This window comes from Nocardia sp. NPDC057663, assembly GCF_042799895.1.
Classification (GTDB): domain Bacteria; phylum Actinomycetota; class Actinomycetes; order Mycobacteriales; family Mycobacteriaceae; genus Nocardia.
This window is the reverse complement of the sequence record NZ_JBHVHX010000005.1, coordinates 344,317-364,662: the sequence shown is the minus strand read 5'-3', so window position 1 is coordinate 364,662 and position 20,346 is coordinate 344,317. Positions and strand designations below refer to the sequence as shown.

Genomic DNA, 20,346 nt, shown 5'->3' with positions numbered 1-20,346 from the left:
TGTGCCGGGTCCCGGGCGCGCAATCTGAGTAGCTGTGGATTCGCGCGAGGGCGATCCTCTGGTCCGGGACCGGTTGACGTGAACCCGCCGCCGACGCGCGCGGGCAAATCTACGGCTATCGAGCGATGCGGGCATATCGTGTGCCAATGCCCGTGCACGACGGGGAGGGGAAACCGGCGCGTGACCGAACCCGCCAGGCGATGCTGATCGCCGGCGGGTGCTCCTTCGTTCTCGGCGTCGTCACACTGCTGTGGCCCGGCCGCAGCGAATCCACGCTGGCCGTCCTGTTCGGCATCTCGCTGCTGCTCAGTGCCGCCGTGCAGGTGTATCTGGCGCTGCGGGCGCGGATCGCGTTCCTGCTGCGGGTGCTGGTTCTGGTCAGCGCCGTGCTGACGGTGATCCTGGCGGTGCTGGCCTTCAGCGGCGGCAACATCGAACTGCTCGCGCTGTGGATCGGGATCGGCTGGTCGGTCCGCGGCGTCGTGCAGGCACTGGTCGCGGCCTGGGACTACAGCGTCACCGACGGCTGGCTGCACGAAGTCTGCGGGCTGGGTACGACGGCGATCGGGATCACGATGATCGCCATGCAGTTCCAGACCGTCACCGGACTGGCGACGGTCGCCGGGAGTGCGCTGCTCGTGATCGGCGTGCTGGAACTGCTCGCCGGTGGGATGCTGAACACGGCACTGCGCGCCGCACGGCAGGCGCCGACCGAAACCGCGGTCGTCCACAGACCGGCCGCCTCCGAATAAAAGTAGTGAATCCCACACGGGCAGTAGGGGATTCGATGTTTACGCGAACGCCCGGACAACATGACATTGCGGGCAGCGGAGCGGGTGCTGAACTCTGCGTGCCAGGCCGTTCACAGCTGGGGCAACTGTGCTGCGCGCCGGTAGCGTGGCCCGCGGCGTGCGCACGGGAGGGCCCGGTCGGCGCGCCGCGTCCGCAGCCCGATGTGAGTCCAGGAGAATTGTGGTGTCGCGCGTAACCCCCGGCGAAGCCGCCGATACCGTCCAGCGTGAAGAGCTGGCCATGCGGCGCATGACCGAGAGTCTGGTCGAAGACCTGTCCGAGAACGTCCCCGCCGACCAGGTGACCTCGGCGGTGGGCGCCGCGCATCATCGTTTCGCGGGCAAGCCGATCCGGGAGTTCGTGCCGATCCTGGTCGAGCGGATCGTGCGCACCGAACTCGCCGATCCCGATCCGACCGTCCGGGTGCCCGCGCCCGCGGCGACCGTCCGCGCCGCCACCCCGGATCCGGAGACTGCGCCGGAGGCGAACTCGACCGGCGAGCGCGGGAGCCTGGTGAGCAGGCGCGGCGTGCTACCCCTGTCGATCGGTGCGGTCACCGTCGTCGCCGCGGTCGCGGCCGGGGTGATCCTGCTGCCGGGCGGTGCGGACGCCCCCGCCGCCGAGACTCCCGCCGTCGCGGCGGCGATTACCGTGCGCGGTGTCGTCGGCTCGGAGAAGGTGGCGTTCTTCCAGGACGAGCGCGTGGTGAAGGTGCTCGCCGACAACGGGGTGAAGGTGGAGGTCGAGCCGGCCGGGTCGCGCCAGATCGCGACGACCGTCGATCTCGGTCAGTTCGATTTCGCGTTCCCGTCGAGCAGCCCCGCCGCCGAACGGATCCAGCGGCAGCGCAACATCACCGCCAAGTACACGCCGTTCGCCTCGCCGATCGCGATCGCCACCTATCGGCCGATCGCGGACCTGCTGACCGCGGCAGGGGTGATCAAGCCCGGCCCGGTCCCGACCTTCGACATGAACCGGTACCTGGAACTCGCCGGCACCGGCGTGCAGTGGGACGACCTGCCCGACAACACCACCTACCCGGTCGCGAAGAACATCCTGGTCTCGACCACCGACCCACGCAGCTCCAACTCCGCCGCCATGTACCTGTCGATCGCGAGCTACGTCGCCAACGACCACACCATCGTGCGCGGCGCCACCGCCGAACAGCACGTGCTGCCCGCCCTGTCGAAACTGTTTCTCGCCCAGGGCTACACCGACAACAGCAGCGAAGGCCCGTTCACCCAGTACCTCACCAACGGAATGGGCCCGACGCCGCTGGTCTGCATCTATGAAGCCCAGTACGTCGAGGCCGCGGGCCAGGGCCGGATCAAGCCTGACATGGTGCTGACCTACCCGACCCCGACCGTGCTGTCGAGCCACACCCTGGTCCCGCTGACCGGCACCGGTGACACGATCGGCAAGCTGCTCACCGAGAACCCCGAGCTGCGGCGGCTGGCCGCCGAGCACGGCTTCCGCACGGGCGACAACGCGCAGTTCACGGCGATCGCCACCGAACGGAATGTGCCGGTGCCCGCCGACCTGATCGACGTGGTCGACGCGCCCGCCTACGACACACTCGAGCATCTGCTCGACGGGGTCGCGAAGTCCTATAACTGACCGACAGCTCACCCGGTGCCGCGCAGCTCCACAGCTGCGCGGCACTCGTGTTTTCTGCCACCGAAAAAGAGGTGGCGCACCGAGCGGACTGTCGTTATGGTCGTAGACCTCATGGGTTTCCTGATCTAGTGACCGCGCCGAACGCGTAGAGCTGAGCTCCGCGTTCCGCCACCGCACGCCACCTCGCTCGGTCCGCGTGCGTTCCCTCGATCCAGCCCCGTCACGGGGCCTTTCGTGCGGCCCTGCGCGGCCGAGAACAGGAGCTGCCGACATGACCAGCACCGCCCAACTCACCCTCCATGACGTCACCAAGCGCTACGACGCCACCACCGTTCTCGACACCGTGTCGCTGTCGATCGCACCCGGTGAAACGGTCGGCGTGATCGGCGAGAACGGTTCAGGGAAGTCGACCCTGCTCCGGCTGCTCGCCGGAGCCGAACACCCCGACAACGGCAGCGTGATCGTCGCGGCGCCCGGCGGTATCGGCTACCTCCCGCAGGTCCTCGAACTGCCCGGTACCGCGACCGTCGCCACGGCCATCGACCACGCACTGGCCGACCTGCGGACACTCGAGGCACAGCTGCGCAGCACCGAACAGCAACTGGCACACGGTGATCCGGCGCTGCTCGACGACTACGCGGCATTGCTCGCCCGGTTCGAAGCACGCGACGGCTACCGGGCCGACGCACGCGTCGAGATCGCGCTGGCCGCGCTCGGCCTGCCAGGGCTCGATCGCGATCGTCCGCTCTCGACCCTGTCCGGCGGGGAGAAGGCCCGGCTCGCGCTGGCGGCGACGATGGCCTCGGCGCCGGAACTGCTGTTGCTCGACGAACCGACCAACGACCTCGACGACGGCGCGGTCGCCTGGCTCGAACAGCAGCTGAGAGCACATCGGGGCACGGTGGTCGCGGTGACCCACGACCGGGTGTTCCTGGAACGGATCACCAGCACCATCCTCGAGGTCGATGCCGGGCAGGTCGCCCGCTTCGGCGACGGATACGCCGGCTACCTGGCCGCGAAAGCGGCCCAACGACGCAGGGCCGCACAGGAATACGCGGACTGGCGGGCCGAACTGGCACGCAGCAGGCGACTGGCCGAATCCAATGTCATCCGGCTCGAGGCGATTCCGCGGAAACTGCCGCTGGCCGTGTTCGCCGCCGGACCGTTCCGGGCACGTGGGCGCGGGCACGGCGCGATGTCGCGCATCCGCAACGCCAAAGAGCGGGTCGCGCGGCTCCATGCCGATCCGGTGGCGGCGCCGATCGATCCGCTGCAATTCCATGCGGCGGTGCCGACCACGATCGAGGATGCGGTGGCGGGTCCGGTCGCCGAGCTGACCGGCATCCGCGTCGACGATCGCCTCGCGCTGCCCGCGCTGCGCGTCGAACCCGGCGCGCGGATGCTCGTGACCGGGCCGAACGGAGCGGGCAAGACAACCCTGCTGCGGATCCTCGCCCGTGATTTGGTGCCCGACGCCGGGACCGTGCGGATCACCGGCCGGGTGGGCTGGCTGCGGCAGGAACCACCCCGCTACCGGGCGTCGGCGACCGTGCTCACCGCGTTCGCCACCGACCGACCCGGCCACCCCGACGACCACGCGGACACCTTGCTCGATCTCGGCCTGTTCCGTCCGGCCGAACTCGCGCTGCGGGTCGGTGAGCTGTCCTACGGGCAGCGCAGGCGCATCGAGATCGCCCGCCTGGTCACCGAACCCGCCGACCTGCTGCTGCTCGACGAACCGACCAACCACCTCGCCCCGGCGCTGGTCGAGGAACTCGAGCAGGCGCTCGACGAGTTCCCGGGCGCCTTGGTGATCGTCACCCACGATCGCCAGCTGCGCCGCCGGTTCACCGGGGACCGGATGGCATTGCGGGACGGGGAGATGACCGAGATCGCCGCGTAGCCACCGGCGGGCCGGATTTGCTGTTCCGGCAACGATTCTGGTCATCCGGCATGGGCGGTGGCGATACTCGGGCCCTCATCCGAGGAGGACCACCCATGCTGGACAACCCCACCCGCACGCGCGCCGCGGCCGGCGCCGTCCACCCCTGGACGGTGCTGGGCGTGTGCTCGCTGAGCCTGTTCGTCGTCGGGCTCGACGCGACCATCGTCACCGTCGCCCTGCCCGCCATCGCCGACGGCGTGCGCGTCGGCACCCAGGGACTGGAATGGATCGTCGACGCCTACACCCTGGCCCTGGCGAGCTTCCTCATCACCTCCGGCGCGATCGCCGACCGGTTCGGCAGGCGCCGCGTATTCCGGCTCGGGCTGGTCGTTTTCGGTACCGCTTCGGCGGTGTGCGCGGTCGCGCCGACGGTCGAGGTGCTGATCGCGGCCAGGATCGCCCAGGGCATCGGCGGGTCGATGCTGAGTCCGGTGGCGCTGGCGATCGTGGTGGCCACGATCACCGATCCGCGGCAGCGTGCCAGGGCGATCGGAGTGTGGGCGGCGGTGTTCGGGCTGAGCATGGCGGTCGGGCCGACGCTCGGTGGCGCGCTGGTCGACTGGTTCGGCTGGCGGTCGGTGTTCTGGATCGCGGTGCCGGTCGTGGTCGTCGCTCTCGTGCTGACGATGCTGGTGGTGCCGGAATCCCGGGGACAGCATCCGCGGCGGATCGACGGTGCGGGGCAGGTACTGCTGGTCGTGGTCGTCGGCGGGGTGATCGCGGTGCTCATCGAAGGCCCGCGGATCGGGTGGACGTCGACCGCGGCGATCGCCGGTTACCTCGGCATCGGTGTGGCGGCAGGCGGATTCGTGTGGGTCGAGCGCAAGGTGGCCGAACCGTTGATGGATCTGCGGTTGTTTCGGCGGCCGCCGTTCACCGCCGCGGTGGCCGCCGCGGTCGTCGTGTTCGTCGCGCTGACGACGACGTTGCTGTTGAGTACCTGGCATCTGCAGCACGAGCGGGGAATGAGCGCGGTCGCAGCGGGCGCGATCACGCTGCCGTTGGCTGTGGCCGCGACACTGTGCGCACCGCTGTCCGGGGTGCTCGTCGGTCGCGTCGGTGCCCGGCCGCCACTGCTGCTCGCGGGCGGATTCCTCACCGCCGGTGGGCTGTTGCTCGCCGCGGCAGGCACGGACCCGGCGGTACTCCTGGTGGCTCTCGGACTCGTCGGCATCGGGTTCGGATTCGCCAACGCGCCCATCACCAACACCGCGGTGAGCGGGCTGCCCGCCGATCGGGCCGGAGTCGCGGGCGGTATCACCTCCACCGCCCGGCAGGTGGGTGCGGCGGTCGGCATCGCGGTGGCGGGCGGGCTGGTCGCCGCGGCAGATCCGATCGGCGACGCGCTGTCCGGGTGGTCCGTGGTGGCGGCGTGCGGGCTGCTGGTGCTCGTCCTCGCCCGTCTTGCCCCGGCGAAAGCGCGATGAATTCGCGGCGAGCGATGAAATCCCGGACCGGCCACCGTCTCAATGAGTGCTACCTGTAGCCGAGATCCGGGAGAGTCTCATGACCGCCAGCTCCGCCGTCACCACCGGCACCCTCGTGGTGCCCGATGCCCGCCTGTACTACGAGGTCCGCGGGACGGGACCGCTGTTCGTGCTCGTCGGCGCGCCGATGAACGCCGCCGCGTTCGCGCCGCTGGCCGACCAGCTCGCCGCCACCAACACCGTGCTGACCACCGATCCGCGTGGGCATTTCGCCAGCCCCCTCGACGACCCGCAGCAGGATTCGGCGGTGCTCGCCCGCGCCGACGACCTCGCCCGGCTGATCACCCACCTCGACGCCGGTCCGGCGGTGGTGTTCGGTTCCAGCGGCGGCGCCGTCAGCGCGCTCGCGCTCGCCCAGTCCACCCCCGACCTGGTCACCACCGTCGTCGCGCACGAACCGCCACTGCGCGAGCTGCTGCCCGACGCGCAGGACCAGCGCGCCGTCACCGAGGACATCATCGCCACCTACGACACCGGCGACGTGGTCGGCGCGTGGCGGAAATTCTTCGCCCAGACCGGCTTCGCGATCCCGGACGCGGTGGTGCAGCGGATGTTCGGTGGTGACCGGGACCCGCGGCAGGTCGACAGCGAACGCCACTGGTTCGACCATGAACTGCGCGCCACCACCGAGTGGGTGCCCGACCAGCCGTTGCTGCGCTCCGTGCCCACCCGCGTGATCGTCGGCATCGGCGCCGCGTCGACCGGGCAGTTCTGTGACCGCACGTCGCGCGAGCTGGCCGCGGTGCTGGGCACCGAGCCGGTGCTGTTCCCCGGTGATCACACCGGATTCGTCGGTGGCCCGATCGCGTTCGCCGCCCGCCTGCAGGAAGTCCTGGACGAGCCGTGAGAGGTGCTGGGGCAGCGCATCAACAGCGGGCAGTCGGTGCTAGTCGGCATCAGGTGCATCGACCGCGTTGCGGCATCGGTCGCTCAACCTGCGCAGTGCCGTGACGAGTTCGGGTGGGCCGGTGACGGTGAAATCGGTGTCCAGCGCGGTGATCATCCAGGCGAGCGAGGCAGGGGAGTCCGCGCCCAGATGCAGCAGACAGGTCACGTCGTCGACCGGTTCGAGAACACCGGTGCCGGGCCACAGACGTTCGGCTATCTCGGTGGCCGGCCCGTGCAGGGTGACGACGGTGCGCCACAGCCACGACTCACTCGAGAGCCTGCGTGACAGATACGCCACCGCGTCGCCGTCGGGCAGCGGGCGCGGGGTGAAGCGCGGTCCGGTCGGGATCCGCGGACGCAGCCGGTCGACCCGGAACGACCGCCAGTCCGCCCGGTCGACGTCCCAGGCGACCAGATACCAGTGCCTGCTGACATTGACCAGCGAGTCGGGTTCGGCGTCGCGCACGGAGGTGCGGCCGGTGTGATCGGTGTAGTCGAACCGCAGGCGTTCGTGCCGCCGGCACGCTTCCGCGATCGCCAGCAGGGTCTCCGACGGCACGCGTGGCGCCTCGGCGGCGACGCGCACCATCGACTGCTGCAGGGTGCTCAGCCGGTGCCGCAGTCGCGACGGCAGTACCTGTTCCAGCTTGGCCAGCGCCCGCAGCGAGGCGTCCTCGATGCCGGTGACGGTGCCACCCGAGCTGGTCCGCAGACCGACCGCGACGGCCACCGCCTCCTCGTCGTCGAGCAGCAGCGGCGGCATCGACGCCCCGGCGCCCAGCCGATAGCCCGCCGTCCCCTGCAAGGCCTGCACCGGATAGCCGAGCCCGCGCAGCCGCTCGATATCGCGGCGCACGGTGCGCGCGGTGACCTCGAGCTTCGACGCGAGTTCGGCGCCGGACCACGCACGGTGGGTCTGCAACAGCGACAGCAGGCGGAGCAACCGGGCCGACGTTTCGGACATGCCTCCAGAATGCCCGCAACTTAGGTCCGATTTCGACCTAACTGGTTCGTAGCGTGGTCGGCATGAACGACATCCACCCCTTCCTCATCGACATTCCGCAATCCGACCTCGACGAGCTGCACGATCGCCTCGCCCGCACCCGCTGGGCCGACGACCTGCCCGACACCGGCTGGACCTACGGCCTGCCCACCGCGTACCTGCGTGGCCTCGCCGACTACTGGCGCACCGGCTTCGACTGGCGCGCCGCCGAAACCGCCCGCAATGCCCGACCCCAGTTCGTCACCGACATCGACGGTCAGCGCATCCATTTCACCCACGTCCGCTCACCCGAACCCGGCGCGCTGCCGCTGGTCCTCGTGCACGGGTGGCCGTTCACCGATTTCGCCGCGACGATCGGACCGCTGACCGACCCCCGCGCCCACGGCGGCGACCCACACGACGCCTTCGACGTGGTGATCCCGACCCTGCCCGGCTTCGGCTTCTCCGGTCCCACCCGACAGCCGGGACAGGCCGCGACCGAGCGATCGGCGATCCTGATCGCACAGCTCATGAGCAGGCTCGGCTACTCCCGCTACGGGGCGCAGGGCAGCGACGCCGGGTCGTTCATCGCCCCGCAACTGGGCCGCATCGACACCGAACATGTCGCCGGGGTCCATCTCAATGCCGCGATCACCATTCCCGCCTGGGACGACGACGGCGCAGGCTACTCGGTGCAGGATCAGGAAAAGCTTGCCGCACTCCAGGATTGGAGCAGCAACGAGACCTCCGCGTACGCGGGTGTGCACAGCACCCGCCCGCAGACCCTGGCCCATGCGGTGACCGATTCACCCGTGGGACTGCTCGGCTGGGTCGTCGATGTCGTCAACACCTACAAGGATCCGGCCGCCGCCCTGCCCGAGGACTCCCTCGACCGCGATGCGCTGCTCGCCGAGATCGCGATCCTCTGGTTCACCCGCACCGCGGGCTCCTCGATGCGCCTGTACAAGGAATCCCAGCAGTGGGGTGCCGACCTGCCCAGCTCCGGCGTGCCGACGGGCATCGCGGTCTTCCCCGGCGACAGCACGATTCGCGGTATCGCCGAGAAGCAGAACAACCTGGTGCGCTGGACCGAGTTCGACCGTGGCGGGCATTTCGCGGCGATGGAGGCGCCCGATCTGCTCGTCGACGATGTGCGCGAGTTCTTCCGGCCGCTGCGCTGACCGCGCTCACCGCACCTGGAAGTCGGCCATCATCGCCATGTCCTCGTGTTCGAGATTGTGGCAGTGCAGCATGAACGGGCCCGCGTAGTCGGTGAAGCGGACCGCGACCGTCACCATCTCGGCGGGCCGGACGTCGACGGTGTCCTTCCAGCCCGCGTCGAACGGCCCCGGAGCCCGGTTGTTGCGGGCGATGACCTGGAACGGGTCCAGATGCACATGCACCGGATGATGGAAATCGGTGATGAACCGCCAGATCTCGACGGTGCCGCGGCGCGGGTCCGCCAGCGCCCGGCCGGGTTCGTAGGGTGCGCCGTTGACGGTCCAGCCGTCGGGGCGCAGCTGGAACAGGAAGGTGCGTTCGGCGACGGCGGTGGCCGGGTCCAGGCGCTCGAGGTCGGTGAGCCGGTCCGGGACGGCGGTGTCGTCCCGGACCGGTGGTCCGGTGATGTCGAAGCGCAGGACATCGGCGGCCGAACCGGTGCCGAGGGTGTTGCGGAGCCGGACCTCGGTGCCGGGCGGGTAGGCGGCGAAATCGATGACGACGTCGAACCGTTCGGCGGGAGAGATGTCGAGGTGCCGGTGCCGGATCGGGTGGTCGAGCAGGCCGCCGTCGCTGCCGATCTGCACGAATCCACCGCAGGGAACGGCGGATTCGAGCGTGAGCCGGTACCGGCGCGCATTGGAGGCGTTGAGGAGCCGGAACCGGTAGCGCGCCGGCGCGACCCGCAGCCGCGGCCACGGTGCACCGTTGACGAGGATCACGTCGCCGAGCACGCCGTTCATGTATCGGTCGGTGACGCCGGGTGTGTGCAGGGACGGATCGAGGAGCGGATAGGCGAACGATCCGTCGGCGGCGAAGGACCGATCGCTGATGCACAACGGAATGTCGCGGTCGCCGCGCGGCAGCGGCAAGGCGTCCTCGACATCGTCACCGATGAGGTGGAAACCGGCGAGGCCACGCCAGACGGCCGGACCGGTGAACCCGTGCCGGTGGTCGTGGTACCAGAGCGAGGCCGCGCGCTGCCTGTTCGGATACAGGTAGGTGCGTTCACCGTGCGCGACCGCGCCTGTGGCGGTGGTGATCCCGTGCCCGTGGCTCCGGGACCGGCTGCCGGTCGCGCCGACCGGCAGCACCACATCCATCGGATAGCCGTCGCTGTCGGCCGGTGTGTGTCCGCCGTGCAGGTGCACCACCGTCGGATGGGGGAGTTCGTTGCGGTGACGCACGGCGGTGGCCCGGCCCGACCGTGCCCGGATGGTCGGGCCGGGGAAGGTGCCGTGATAGGTCCATGCCTCGGTCCGCAGTCCGGGCAGGATATCGAGATGGGCGCGCTGCTGGACGATGTCGTAGTAGTCAGTGGTCGCATCGGCGCGCACAGGCTGCAGCACCGCCGGGATAGGTAACTCCGTCCGGAACGGACGCGGCAGCGGTGTGCCGCTGGGTAGCAGCACACCCGGCTGCCCAGGTGCGGTGATCCGCGGGATGCCCACCCATCCGGCCGCACCGAGCGCCGCTGCCGCACCGACACCGGCTCCCGCGCGCAGGAATCCCCACCTGCTCATGCCCCTCACCGCTGCCACCGCCACGCCCAGCTCACCAGCAACGCCGTTCCGATCGCCAACCCGACCGCCAGCGGAATGTGCAGCGCGAGTACCCGCTGCTCACCGAGCGGGATGAGCGCCGCACCGATCAGCACCTGGACCACCGCGGTGCGCGCCGGCCATGCCGGACCACCACCCAAGCGCCACAACGACACCGCCGAGATCAGCTGGAGCAACAACACCATCGCGACCAGGCCGCCGTTTCGGCTGTGCAGCGCCAATGCCTCGAAATGCCCGGCGAGGAAGCCACCGGCCAGGGCTGCCTGGGCGAAGACGAGCACCGCCGCGCCGGTCGCTGTGGTCCGGAACAGTGCCAGCGGCCAGGCGCGGGCGGTCTCGGCCGTGGTCATCGGGCCTGCCGCACGCCGCGCCGCCACACCTCGGCGATCGCGAGGGTGGCGGTGATGTCGATGGTCGGATCTCCGTCGACGAGCAGCAGATCGGCGCGCAAGCCGGGAGCGATCCGGCCGCGATCGGTCAGCCCGAAACGGTCGGCGGGCCTGCTGGTCGCGGCGGCGAGCACCTCCGGTGGGGTCAGTCCGGCTTCCGTCAACAGCACCAGTTCGCGATGCAGCCCGGTGCCGTGCGCGGGGACGAACGGAGTGGCGTCGGTGCCGGCCAGCAGTGCCACTCCAGCGCCGCGCAGGGCGCGTGCGACACGCATCGCGCCGTCGAAGGACCCCGGCACCGCGCAGTCGGCGACATTCTCGCGGCCCTGGGTGATCGCCTCGAAGTACGCCAGGGTGCTCACCACGAAGACATCACGGTCCACGATCTGTGCGATCAGATCGGTGGTGCGCGAAGAGAAGTCGGTCCACACGTGGGCGAGACCGTCGACTCCCGCGGCCAGCGCGATCTCCACCTCGGCCTCGGTGACGGCATGCGCGATCACCTGCACACCCGCCGCGTGCGCTTCGGTGACCAGCGCGCTCGCTGTGGCCGCGGACAGTACCGGCAGCTCGATCCCGTGGACGGCGCCGTCGTCGATGACGATCTTCAGATAGTCGGCCCCTTCGGCCAGTCTGGCCCGCACGAAGTCGCCCGCCTCGGCTGGATCTGTGATGGTGTCGAACGGGGCGACATCGAGTTCGGCGACCCCCGGCGCCGCCAGCAGCTGACTCGGATGACCGCCCGGCGCCGTCGCCAGGGTGCCCGCGCTCCGGAAGTCGGCGAGATCGTCCCGGCGGTCCGCCGCAGCCCGCTGCTCGGCCAGTCGTGCCGGGAGACAGAACATGTCGAGTTCGGTGGTCACGCCATAGGCGAGGGCGCGGGCAAGGTCGCCGGTATCGAAGGTGTGGGTGTGGGCGTCGATCAAGCCGGGCAGCAGGGTGCGGCCGGTGCCGTCGACGACCACGTCGGCGGGGCTGTCGTCCTCGGCGACGATGCGATCGCCGTCGACGAGGACCGAGGTGCGGTCGACGATGTGTTCGCCGTCGAAGACGCGGACGTCACGGATACGGGTGCGCATGGCAACCTCCAGGTGGGAGAAATGGATTCGCCGACAAGGAGTGGAACCGGATCACCGACTGTGACGGACGAACAGCGTGCGCGTGGGATGGATCACACGCTCGGGCACTCCATGTCACACATCCGGTGGCCACGCACCTCTCTGTAGCGACACCTTTCCGCCATGAAGGAGGACACCGTGCACAGCGATGACACCGCCGACGCGACCGACATTTTCGTGAACCACCGCGAACTGCTGTTCTCGGTGGTCTACAACATGCTCGGCACCGTCGCCGACACCGAGGACGTCCTGCAAGAGGTGTGGCTGGCATGGACGGCCCGAACGCGCGGCGACCACATCGACAACCCCCGCGCCTACCTGACCCGGATCGCGGTGAACCAGGCGCTGGCCCGGCGCACCGCCGTCAGCCGTCGACGCGAAGACTATGTGGGCCAATGGCTCCCCGAACCACTCGTCGACGACGCACCCCAGAGCGACGGAGCCGCCGCGGTCGTGCGGACCGAGTCGTTCTCGATGGCGATGCTGGTGGTCCTGGAATCCCTGACCCCGCTCGAACGCGCCGTGTTCGTCCTCAACGAGGTCTTCGCCTACCCGCACACCGAGATCGCCGACATGGTCGACCGTTCGCCCGCGGCGGTTCGGCAGCTCGCCCACCGCGCCCGCGCCCACGTGCAGGCCCGCAGACCACGCACCCAAGTGGACCCCCAGGTCTGCCGCGCGGTGACCGAACGGTTCGTCGCCGCCGCGATGGGTGGGGACCTCGAGGAGCTGCTGGCCGTGCTGTCGCCTGATGTCACCCTGTGGACCGACGGCGGCGGCACCGGACCCGCGACCAGTCTGCGCCCGGTGCACGGGCGGATGCCGGTGGCGCAGGTGTTCCTCGCTGTCGCCGCCGCGGGGCTCGACGGCTACCGGGTCGGATGGCGGACCGTCAGCGGCGACCCGTGCGCGGTCGTCTTCGACGGCGACGCGCCACTGGCCGTCGTTGTCCTCGACGTCGCCGCCGACGACACCGTGGTCGGCATCTACTCGGTCACCAACCCCGCGAAACTCACCCACGTGATCCCCACCGGCCCAGGCATGCTCGGGTCATGACCCAGTCGGTTCTCTAGTCCACGTCGACGAGGACGGCTCCCGCCTCGGCCATCCGCTGCGCGGCATAGCGGGGGTCGATCAGTGCCTCCGGCGTGTAGGTGCCGGGGCCGACCTCGGCACCGCGCAGTCCGAGCAGTCGTTCGGCACCGAGCGCGACCCCGAGCGCGGTCAACGGCCGCTGCCCGGCCGGGTGCAGCAGCGACCGGCTCCTGCTCAATGGAGCTCCCGCCGCATCGGTTCCGCGCAGGTCGATGCGGATTTCGATCGACGCGGGTTCGCCTCGGAGCCTGCTCGGGGTTTCCCCGACCGCCAGGTCGACCCGGACATCCGGCGCGCCGGTCGCCATTGCCAGGCTCGGCACGTCGAGAATCGGGATGCTCTGCCCGGCCAGGCGGGTGCCGTCGACAGTGCGCACCTCCACCTGGGCATCCTCGGCGGCGAGCCAGGTGAAGACCCCGTCGCGGCGCACCAGGCCCGCCGAGGTCACGGCGTACCAGCGTTCGAGGTCGGCGACACCGGCGGGCCCGCCCGTGTCCGTCTCGTCGAGCACGGCAGCGAGCCGGACGCTGTCGACCCGGTCGAACTCCCGCGCCTCGTGCAGTGCCGCGAGCACCGCGAGTCCGGCGAGGAAGTGGCTCGCCACCAGAATCGGTGCGGCGCTTCCCCGTTGGGCGCCAGTGACGACTTCCGGTCCGATATCGAACAGGCCACTCGAGATGCTGAGGTACGGCAACCCGTGGTCCTGGGCATAGCCGAGCCCGTTGAGCCGGTCGTCCCACAGTGTCGCGACCACCGCCGAGTAGGCCGCCTCGGCAGGCAGACCGAGATCGCGCCGTCGCAGGTCGACAGTCACGGCGTTCGCGGTGCCGAGTGAGTCGGCGACCCGCTGGGCCCGGTCGAGATCGCGGCCGGCGATCGTCAGCGGCAGCGTCGGGTGCCAGCGACGCAGCAGGGCCGCCGTGTCGGAACCGGCCTGTCCCGAACCGCCCAGCATCAGGACAGAGGGCGAATGCTCCATGGTGATTTCCTCTCTCAACATTAAGCTACATTTTGTAACTTACTCTTTGTAGCTAAGCTGGCGGCATGACGCAAGGGAGGACGATGCCCGCACGATCACCCCGGCTCTCCAAGGCCGCCCGGCGCGAGCAGCTGCTCGACACCGCACTGACGATGGTGCGCGAGCACGGCACCGACGGGCTGACGCTCGTGACGCTCGCCGAAGCCGCCGGCGTGAGCAGGCCGATCGTGTACGACCACTTCGGCACGCGCCCCGAACTGCTACTCGCCCTCTACCGCCGGCTCGACGAACGACACCGCCTCGCCGCGGAACAAGCCGTGCGTGACGCCGAACCCACCGTCGCCGAGATCGCCCGGGTGATGAGCGCCGCCTACTTCGCCTGCGCCACCGACATGCCCGAATTCGACGCGATCTCCGCCGCCCTGAAAGGCAATCCGGACGTCCAGGCGATCCAGCACGACATGCTCGACAGCTACCGCGACTGGATGGCCAATGCCCTGCTGCCCTATTCGAGCCTCGACGCCGCCGCGCTCCGGCTGCGCTGTGTCGCCGTCCTCGGTGCCGCCGAGACCCTGGGCGCAGAGCTGAACCGAGGCGCGACGACCGCAGGCGAAGCGGTCGCCGCCCTCACCGACCTGATCGTCGGCAGTATCGGCGTCGAGCAGCGCCGATGACATGCCCGGGTCCTCGGTAGGATTCGGCGGGTGCCAGATACTTCCGAGATAGCTCGACTCTTCGATCGGCGACCGCGGCAGTGGGGAGCGCCCGGCGATCCGGTGGCGTGGGATGTATTGCGCGACAGGATCTGTGCCGTCCCGGCACCGGAGACGGCGACGGAGTTCGCGGCATTACTGCGGCAGGAGTTCACCCTCCTGGTGGGTGTCGACATCGACGACACTGCCGCCGAGCGTGAGTTCGTCGCCGGTGAACGGTCGGAAACAGTGCACCTGCCGACTTGGCGCACCATCCTGCTACCGCTGCTGACCACACGTGCGCGTCAGTTGTACGGGGAGCTCCCGACGGAACGGCCATGACGCCGACGCGGAGGTCAGGCGGAGCAGGTCAGCTCGGCGAAGGCGAGGTGCGGGGCCGCGTCGGCGACGACAGCGACTCCTTCTGACGGGATGGGGTCATCGGACGACATGGTCAGCGGATGAGCGTGGCGGACTCTTCGGCCAGGTCGAGCAGCGGCTGGGGGAAGACACCCAACAGCAGCGTGGCGCCCGTGCTGAACGCGACCACCAGGGTCGTCGCGAATGGCGCGGTCACGGTGGGGGCGTCGGCCGGGGGATCGGTGAAGAACATCAGGACGATCACCCGGACGTAGAAGAACGCCGCGATCGCGCTGCACACGACGCCGATGACGACCAGCGAGGTGTAGCCCGCACCCGAGGCCGCCGCGAACACCGCGAACTTGCTGACGAAACCGCTCGTCAGCGGCAATCCGGCGAACGACAGCAGCAGCAGCGCGAAAACCGATGCCAGCCAAGGGGATCGGCGGCCCAGACCCGCCCACTGCGACAGCGCGGTCGCCTCGTCGCCGGAGGAGTCGCGCACCAGAGTGACGACCGCGAAGGCGCCGACCGTACCGAGACCATAGGCAAGCAGGTAGAACAGGATCGCCGCGACGCCCGCGCTGTCGGCGGCGACGAGGCCGACGAGCAGGAAGCCTGCGTGCGCGATCGAGGAGTACGCGAGCATCCGCTTCACATCGGTCTGGGTGATCGCCATGACCGCGCCGACGACCATCGTCGCCACCGCCACCGCCGCGAGCACCGGCCGCCAATCGTCGCGCAGCGCACCGGCTGCCACCATCAGCACCCGCAGGGTCGCGCCGACCGCGGCGATCTTGGTGGCGGCGGCCATGAATGCGGTGATCGGTGTCGGAGCGCCCTGGTAGACGTCAGGCACCCAGGCCTGGAACGGGGCAGCGCCGATCTTGAACAGCAACCCGACGGCGAGCATCGCGATGCCGAGCAGTGCCAGCGTCGCGTTCTCGGGCTGCTTGTCCAGGGCCGCACCGATTCCGGGCAGCGAGACAGTGCCGGTCTGCCCGTACAGCAGAGCGACGCCGTAGAGGAAGAACGCGGAGGAGAACGCGCCGAGCAGGAAGTACTTGAGCGCCGCCTCCTGCGACAGCAACCGCCTGCGCCGGGCCAGCCCGCACAGCAGATACAGCGGCAGCGACAGCACTTCGAGCGCGACGAACATCGTCAGCAGGTCGTTCGAGGCGGGGAACAGCAGCAGGCCGCCGAGCGCGAGCATGGTCAGCGGGAACACCTCGGTGGTGGACACCCCGGCCCGCACGGCAGCCAGCTCGTGCGCGCTGCCCGGCACCGCCGACGCCTGCGGGGTGAACGCGTCGACACCCCGTTCCAGGACAGCGGCCGCCCGGCTCCAGGTGCCCGGCCCGCTGCGGGCCCGCGGCACCGCGCCCCGCTCGGCGATCAGCAACAGACTGAGCAGCGCGACCACCAAGATCGTGCCCTGCAGGAACAGGGTCACGCCGTCGACCGCGACGGCCCCGACCACGGCGGTGCCTTCGGTCCCCGCGAGCATGATCACGGCGACCAGCGCGCCGATCACCCCGGCCAGGCCGAGAACCACTTGCGTGAGGTAGCGGGAAGACCGTGGCACGAACGCCTCGACCAGCACACCGACCACGCCGACCGTGAAGACGATCAGCATCGGTGCGAGCAGGTGGTATTCGATGCTCGGTGCGGGCAGGGTGGCCGCGAGCTCGTTGATGATCACGGAGTCCGTCCTCATTTGTGTCCGCCTGCGGGCGAGATGGCCGCACCTGCTTCGGGAGCGGGGACCGTCGGAGCGGGATCGTGCTTACCGATCGTCGAGAGGGTGTGTCCCACCGCGGGATCCACCAGGTCCAGGATCGGTTTCGGATAGAAGCCGAGCGCCAGCAGGGCGACCAGCAGCGGTACCACGACGGCGAGTTCGCGTGGCACCAGATCACGCAGGTGCTCGTTGCCCTTCTTCACCGGGCCCGTCATCATCCGCTGGTACATCCACAGCACGTAGATCGCGGCCAGCACCAGCGCACTGGTCGCGACGACCGCCGCCACCTCGTACTTGGCGAAAGTGCCGATGAGGACCAGGAATTCGCTGACGAACGGTGCGAGACCCGGCAGCGACAGGGTCGCCAGACCGGCGATCAAGAACGTGCCCGCCAGTACCGGCGCGACCTTTTGCACGCCGCCGAACTCGGCGATCATCCTGGTACCGCGCCGCGAGACGAGGAATCCGGCGATGAGGAACAGTGCGGCCGTGGACAGTCCGTGATTGACCATGTATAGGGCCGCGCCGGACTGGGCCTGGGAGGTCATCGCGAAGATGCCGAGGATGATGAACCCGAAGTGCGAGATCGAGGTGTAGGCGATCAGGCGCATCACATCGGTCTGCCCGATCGCGAGCAGCGCGCCGTAGACGATGCCGATCACCGCGAGGGTGATCACCAACGGCGCGAACGTGTCCGAAGCGAGCGGGAACAGCAGCAGGCAGTACCGGAGCATGCCGAACGTGCCGACCTTGTCGACCACGGCCATCATCAGCACCGCGCTCGACGGGGTGGCCGAGACGGCGGCATCGGGCAGCCAGGTGTGCAGCGGCCACAGCGGCGCCTTCACCGCGAACGCGAACAGGAAACCGAGGAACAGCGCGTTCACGACCGCGGTGCTGCCACCGAGCTGACCGTTGTTGGCCGCGGCGACCACGGTCCGCAGATCGAAGGTGCCTGCCGAGCCCTCGCCGAGCCCTGCCTGCGCGGTCAGCACATACAGCCCGATGACCGCGGCGAGCATGATCAGTCCGCCGAACAGGTTGTAGAGCAGGAACTTCACCGCGGCTCGCGAGCGTTGCGCGCGGACGGCGGCATCGCTGGTGCGTGCTCCGAAGCCGCCGATGAGGAAGTACATCGGGATGAGCATCGCTTCGAAGAAGATGTAGAACAGCAGGATGTCGAGGGCGAGGAAGGAGATCAGCACCATCGACTCGACCAGCAGCATCAGCGCCATGTAGATGTGGGCGGACTTGCGCCCACCGCCTGCCGCGGTGTCGTCGTGCCAGCCTGCCAGGATCAGCAACGGCACCAGCAGTGCCGTCAGCAGCACGAGGACGGTGGCGATACCGTCGAGGCCCAGGGTGTAGCCGACACCGAACGCCGGAATCCATTCGTGCGATTCGACGAACTGATACTGGTCGCCGCCCGGCTGGAACCGGACCGTCACCGTGACGGCGACCGCGAGCACACCGATCGACACCGCGAAAGCCAGTGCGCGGGCCATATTCCGGCGCGCGGCGGGCATCGCGAGCACCGCCGCAGCGCCGACCGCGGGGGCGAGCCAGAGCGTCGTCAGCCAGGGAAACGAGTTCACCAGAACCTCACCGCCAGCAGGGCAGCGGCCACCAGGGCCGCGCCGGTGAACATGGACAGGGCATAGGAACGCACGAAACCGGTCTGGATCCGCCGGATTCGCGCCGACAGTCCGCCGATCCCCGCGGCGGTGCCGTTGACGATGCCGTCGACACCGCGCGCGTCGAGGAACACCAGCGCGCGGGTGAGATGGCGACCGGGACGCTCGAACGCCGCCTCGTTGACCGCATCGCCGTAGAGGTCCTTGCGCGCTGCCGTCGTGAACACCGTGACCTTCTCGGGCGCGATCTCCGGGACCGGGCTCTCGGCGTACTTGCGGTAGGCGATCGCGACACCGAGGGCGACCGCGGTCAATGCCAGCCCGGTGACCGCGCCGGCAGGCACGACGGGTTCGGCGTGATGCGAGCCGACGACCGGTTCGAGCCAGTGCTGCAGCGAGGAACCCCAGACGAACAATCCACCCGCGAAGACCGAACCGAACGCCAGCAGGATCATCGGGCCGGTCATCACCGCAGGCGCCTCGTGCGGGTGCGTGTCGGGCTTCCAGCGCCGCTCGCCGAAGAACGTCAGCAGCATGACTCGCGTCATGTAGAACGCGGTGAGCGCGGCGCCGGCGAGCGTGACCGCGCCGAGCAGAATGCCGGTCGCGCCACCGTGGTCGAAGGCGACTTCGATGATCTTGTCCTTGGAGAAGAACCCGGAGAACGGCGGCACCCCGATGATGGCGAGGTAGCCGAGACCGAAGGTGACGTAGGTGATCGGCAGCAGCGTGCGCAGACCGCCGTAGCGCCGCATGTCGGTCTCGTCGTTCATCGCGTGCATCACCGAACCGGCGCCGAGGAACAGGCCCGCCTTGAAGAAGCCGTGGGTGAGCAGGTGCATGATCGCGAACGCGTAGCCGGCCGGGCCGAGACCGACCGCCAGGATCATGTACCCGATCTGGCTCATCGTCGACGCTGCCAGTGCCTTCTTGATGTCGTCCTTGGCGCAGCCGACGATCGCACCGAACAGCAACGTCACCGCGCCGACGGCGATGACCGCGGTGCGTGCGTCGGGTGCGAGGTTGTAGATCGGGTTGGAGCGGGCGATGAGGTACACGCCCGCGGTGACCATGGTGGCCGCGTGGATGAGTGCCGAGACCGGCGTCGGGCCTTCCATGGCGTCACCGAGCCAGGACTGCAGCGGCACCTGTGCGGACTTGCCGCAGGCGGCCAGCAACAGCAGCAACCCGATCGCGGTGAGCGTGCCTTCGCTCGCACCGGGTGTCGCCGCGAAGACGGTGCGGAAGTCGAACGAGCCGAAGACCGCGAACATCGTCATCATGGCGATGGCCAGGCCCATGTCGCCGACCCGGTTCACCACGAATGCCTTCTTGGCTGCCGTTGCGGCCGAGGGCTTCTCGTACCAGAACCCGATCAGCAGGTAGGACGCCAAGCCGACGCCTTCCCAGCCGAGGTAGAGCACCAGATAGTTGTCGGCCAGGACCAGCACCAGCATGGCGGCCAGGAACAGGTTGAGGTAGCCGAAGAACCGGCGCCTGCCCGGATCGTGGCTCATGTAGCCGATCGAGTAGAGGTGGATCAGCGATCCGACGCCGGTGATGAGCAGGGCGAAGCAGATCGAGAGCTGATCGAGTTGCAGGCCGAACCCGACCTGGAGGTCGCCGACAGGCACCCACTCGAACAGTTCCCGGTGGATGGCGCGGTCGGCGTCGGCGCGACCGAGCATGTCGACGAACGCGACGGCGGCCACCACGAAGGAGGCCAGTGCCGCGGCGGTGCCGAGGTAGGCGCCCCAGCGGTCGGCGAAACGCCCGAGCAGGAGCAGCACGATGGCGCCGGCGAGCGGGAGGGCGGGCAGCAGCCACAACGTTGCGGTGCCCAT

General features: G+C 69.5%; 17 protein-coding genes. 9 read left to right on the top strand and 8 right to left on the bottom strand.

Annotated features, from left to right (window positions below; genetic code table 11):
- Positions 1-146: 146 nt before the first annotated feature.
- From ACFVAV_RS15295 to ACFVAV_RS15275, 5 genes are all read left to right on the top strand, one after another.
- Entirely contained in the window at positions 147-752 is a 606-nt protein-coding gene (locus tag ACFVAV_RS15295; RefSeq protein ID WP_379035237.1) for an HdeD family acid-resistance protein, read from the top strand.
- Between the two features lie 223 nt (positions 753-975).
- Positions 976-2,409 carry a three-helix bundle dimerization domain-containing protein gene (locus ACFVAV_RS15290; protein ID WP_379035235.1) on the top strand — a complete coding sequence of 478 codons (1,434 nt, stop codon included), beginning with the start codon at positions 976-978 and terminating at the stop codon, positions 2,407-2,409.
- Between the two features lie 271 nt (positions 2,410-2,680).
- On the top strand, positions 2,681-4,312 hold the full coding sequence (locus ACFVAV_RS15285; protein ID WP_379035233.1) for a TlrC/CarA/OleB/SrmB family ABC-F type ribosomal protection protein: 1,632 nt from the start codon (positions 2,681-2,683) through the stop codon (positions 4,310-4,312).
- A 95-nt stretch (positions 4,313-4,407) separates the two neighbouring features.
- Complete coding sequence (locus ACFVAV_RS15280; protein WP_379035230.1) at positions 4,408-5,781, top strand: MFS transporter; 1,374 nt, start codon at positions 4,408-4,410, stop codon at positions 5,779-5,781.
- Positions 5,782-5,860: 79 nt separating this feature from the next.
- Positions 5,861-6,688 carry an alpha/beta fold hydrolase gene (locus ACFVAV_RS15275; RefSeq protein WP_379035228.1) on the top strand — a complete coding sequence of 276 codons (828 nt, stop codon included), beginning with the start codon at positions 5,861-5,863 and terminating at the stop codon, positions 6,686-6,688.
- A 39-nt stretch (positions 6,689-6,727) separates the two neighbouring features.
- Here ACFVAV_RS15275 and ACFVAV_RS15270 read toward each other — a convergent pair whose 3' ends face one another.
- On the bottom strand, positions 6,728-7,693 hold the full coding sequence (locus ACFVAV_RS15270) for a helix-turn-helix transcriptional regulator (RefSeq protein WP_379035226.1): 966 nt from the start codon (positions 7,691-7,693) through the stop codon (positions 6,728-6,730).
- Between the two features lie 62 nt (positions 7,694-7,755).
- Here ACFVAV_RS15270 and ACFVAV_RS15265 point away from each other — a divergent pair, with 62 nt between their 5' ends.
- Complete coding sequence (locus ACFVAV_RS15265) at positions 7,756-8,892, top strand: epoxide hydrolase family protein (protein WP_379035224.1); 1,137 nt, start codon at positions 7,756-7,758, stop codon at positions 8,890-8,892.
- Positions 8,893-8,898: 6 nt separating this feature from the next.
- Here ACFVAV_RS15265 and ACFVAV_RS15260 read toward each other — a convergent pair whose 3' ends face one another.
- From ACFVAV_RS15260 to ACFVAV_RS15250, 3 genes are read right to left on the bottom strand one after another with little or no spacing between them, the layout of a single operon-like run.
- Complete coding sequence (locus ACFVAV_RS15260; RefSeq protein WP_379035222.1) at positions 8,899-10,455, bottom strand: multicopper oxidase family protein; 1,557 nt, start codon at positions 10,453-10,455, stop codon at positions 8,899-8,901.
- Positions 10,456-10,460: 5 nt separating this feature from the next.
- On the bottom strand, positions 10,461-10,844 hold the full coding sequence (locus tag ACFVAV_RS15255; protein WP_379035220.1) for a hypothetical protein: 384 nt from the start codon (positions 10,842-10,844) through the stop codon (positions 10,461-10,463).
- Complete coding sequence (locus ACFVAV_RS15250; RefSeq protein ID WP_379035218.1) at positions 10,841-11,962, bottom strand: amidohydrolase family protein; 1,122 nt, start codon at positions 11,960-11,962, stop codon at positions 10,841-10,843. The genes ACFVAV_RS15255 and ACFVAV_RS15250 overlap by 4 nt, the downstream gene beginning before the upstream one ends.
- A gap of 162 nt (positions 11,963-12,124) precedes the next feature.
- On the opposite strand from ACFVAV_RS15250, the gene sigJ reads away from it, so the two are divergent.
- Positions 12,125-13,057, top strand: a complete 933-nt coding sequence (gene sigJ, locus ACFVAV_RS15245) for an RNA polymerase sigma factor SigJ (protein ID WP_379035215.1) — start codon at positions 12,125-12,127, stop codon at positions 13,055-13,057.
- A gap of 13 nt (positions 13,058-13,070) precedes the next feature.
- Here the strand turns inward: sigJ and ACFVAV_RS15240 are convergent, their stop codons facing one another.
- A complete protein-coding gene (locus ACFVAV_RS15240) occupies positions 13,071-14,075 on the bottom strand; it encodes a saccharopine dehydrogenase (protein WP_379035213.1) in 1,005 nt (334 codons plus the stop codon).
- Positions 14,076-14,140: 65 nt separating this feature from the next.
- On the opposite strand from ACFVAV_RS15240, the gene ACFVAV_RS15235 reads away from it, so the two are divergent.
- Positions 14,141-14,749, top strand: a complete 609-nt coding sequence (locus tag ACFVAV_RS15235) for a TetR/AcrR family transcriptional regulator (RefSeq protein WP_379035211.1) — start codon at positions 14,141-14,143, stop codon at positions 14,747-14,749.
- A gap of 30 nt (positions 14,750-14,779) precedes the next feature.
- Positions 14,780-15,109, top strand: a complete 330-nt coding sequence (locus ACFVAV_RS15230) for a hypothetical protein (RefSeq protein WP_379035209.1) — start codon at positions 14,780-14,782, stop codon at positions 15,107-15,109.
- A 112-nt stretch (positions 15,110-15,221) separates the two neighbouring features.
- On the opposite strand, the gene nuoN is transcribed toward ACFVAV_RS15230, so the two are convergent.
- Genes nuoN through nuoL form a run of 3 tightly spaced genes read right to left on the bottom strand, consistent with a single transcriptional unit; the run spans position 15,222 to position 20,346 of the window.
- The gene (gene nuoN, locus ACFVAV_RS15225) at positions 15,222-16,844 is read right to left on the bottom strand and encodes an NADH-quinone oxidoreductase subunit NuoN (RefSeq protein WP_379035206.1); all 1,623 of its coding nucleotides are present in this window, start codon (positions 16,842-16,844) and stop codon (positions 15,222-15,224) included.
- Positions 16,841-18,463: an NADH-quinone oxidoreductase subunit M gene (locus ACFVAV_RS15220; protein WP_379035204.1), complete on the bottom strand. Its 1,623-nt coding sequence runs from the start codon at positions 18,461-18,463 to the stop codon at positions 16,841-16,843. Before ACFVAV_RS15220 ends, nuoN begins: the two co-directional genes overlap by 4 nt.
- Positions 18,460-20,346, bottom strand: a complete 1,887-nt coding sequence (gene nuoL, locus ACFVAV_RS15215) for an NADH-quinone oxidoreductase subunit L (RefSeq protein ID WP_379035202.1) — start codon at positions 20,344-20,346, stop codon at positions 18,460-18,462. The genes ACFVAV_RS15220 and nuoL overlap by 4 nt, the downstream gene beginning before the upstream one ends.

Bases quoted from the DNA above. Each gene is read 5' to 3' on its own strand.
- ACFVAV_RS15295 (WP_379035237.1), top strand. From the start codon at position 147: ATGCCCGTGCACGACGGGGAGGGGAAACCGGCGCGTGACCGAACCCGC.
- ACFVAV_RS15285 (WP_379035233.1), top strand. From the start codon at position 2,681: ATGACCAGCACCGCCCAACTCACCCTCCATGACGTCACCAAGCGCTAC.
- ACFVAV_RS15280 (WP_379035230.1), top strand. From the start codon at position 4,408: ATGCTGGACAACCCCACCCGCACGCGCGCCGCGGCCGGCGCCGTCCAC.
- ACFVAV_RS15275 (WP_379035228.1), top strand. From the start codon at position 5,861: ATGACCGCCAGCTCCGCCGTCACCACCGGCACCCTCGTGGTGCCCGAT.
- ACFVAV_RS15270 (WP_379035226.1), bottom strand. From the start codon at position 7,693: ATGTCCGAAACGTCGGCCCGGTTGCTCCGCCTGCTGTCGCTGTTGCAG.
- ACFVAV_RS15265 (WP_379035224.1), top strand. From the start codon at position 7,756: ATGAACGACATCCACCCCTTCCTCATCGACATTCCGCAATCCGACCTC.
- ACFVAV_RS15260 (WP_379035222.1), bottom strand. From the start codon at position 10,455: ATGAGCAGGTGGGGATTCCTGCGCGCGGGAGCCGGTGTCGGTGCGGCA.
- ACFVAV_RS15255 (WP_379035220.1), bottom strand. From the start codon at position 10,844: ATGACCACGGCCGAGACCGCCCGCGCCTGGCCGCTGGCACTGTTCCGG.
- ACFVAV_RS15250 (WP_379035218.1), bottom strand. From the start codon at position 11,962: ATGCGCACCCGTATCCGTGACGTCCGCGTCTTCGACGGCGAACACATC.
- sigJ (WP_379035215.1), top strand. From the start codon at position 12,125: ATGAAGGAGGACACCGTGCACAGCGATGACACCGCCGACGCGACCGAC.
- ACFVAV_RS15240 (WP_379035213.1), bottom strand. From the start codon at position 14,075: ATGGAGCATTCGCCCTCTGTCCTGATGCTGGGCGGTTCGGGACAGGCC.
- ACFVAV_RS15235 (WP_379035211.1), top strand. From the start codon at position 14,141: ATGACGCAAGGGAGGACGATGCCCGCACGATCACCCCGGCTCTCCAAG.
- nuoN (WP_379035206.1), bottom strand. From the start codon at position 16,844: ATGAGGACGGACTCCGTGATCATCAACGAGCTCGCGGCCACCCTGCCC.
- nuoL (WP_379035202.1), bottom strand. From the start codon at position 20,346: ATGGGCACCGCAACGTTGTGGCTGCTGCCCGCCCTCCCGCTCGCCGGC.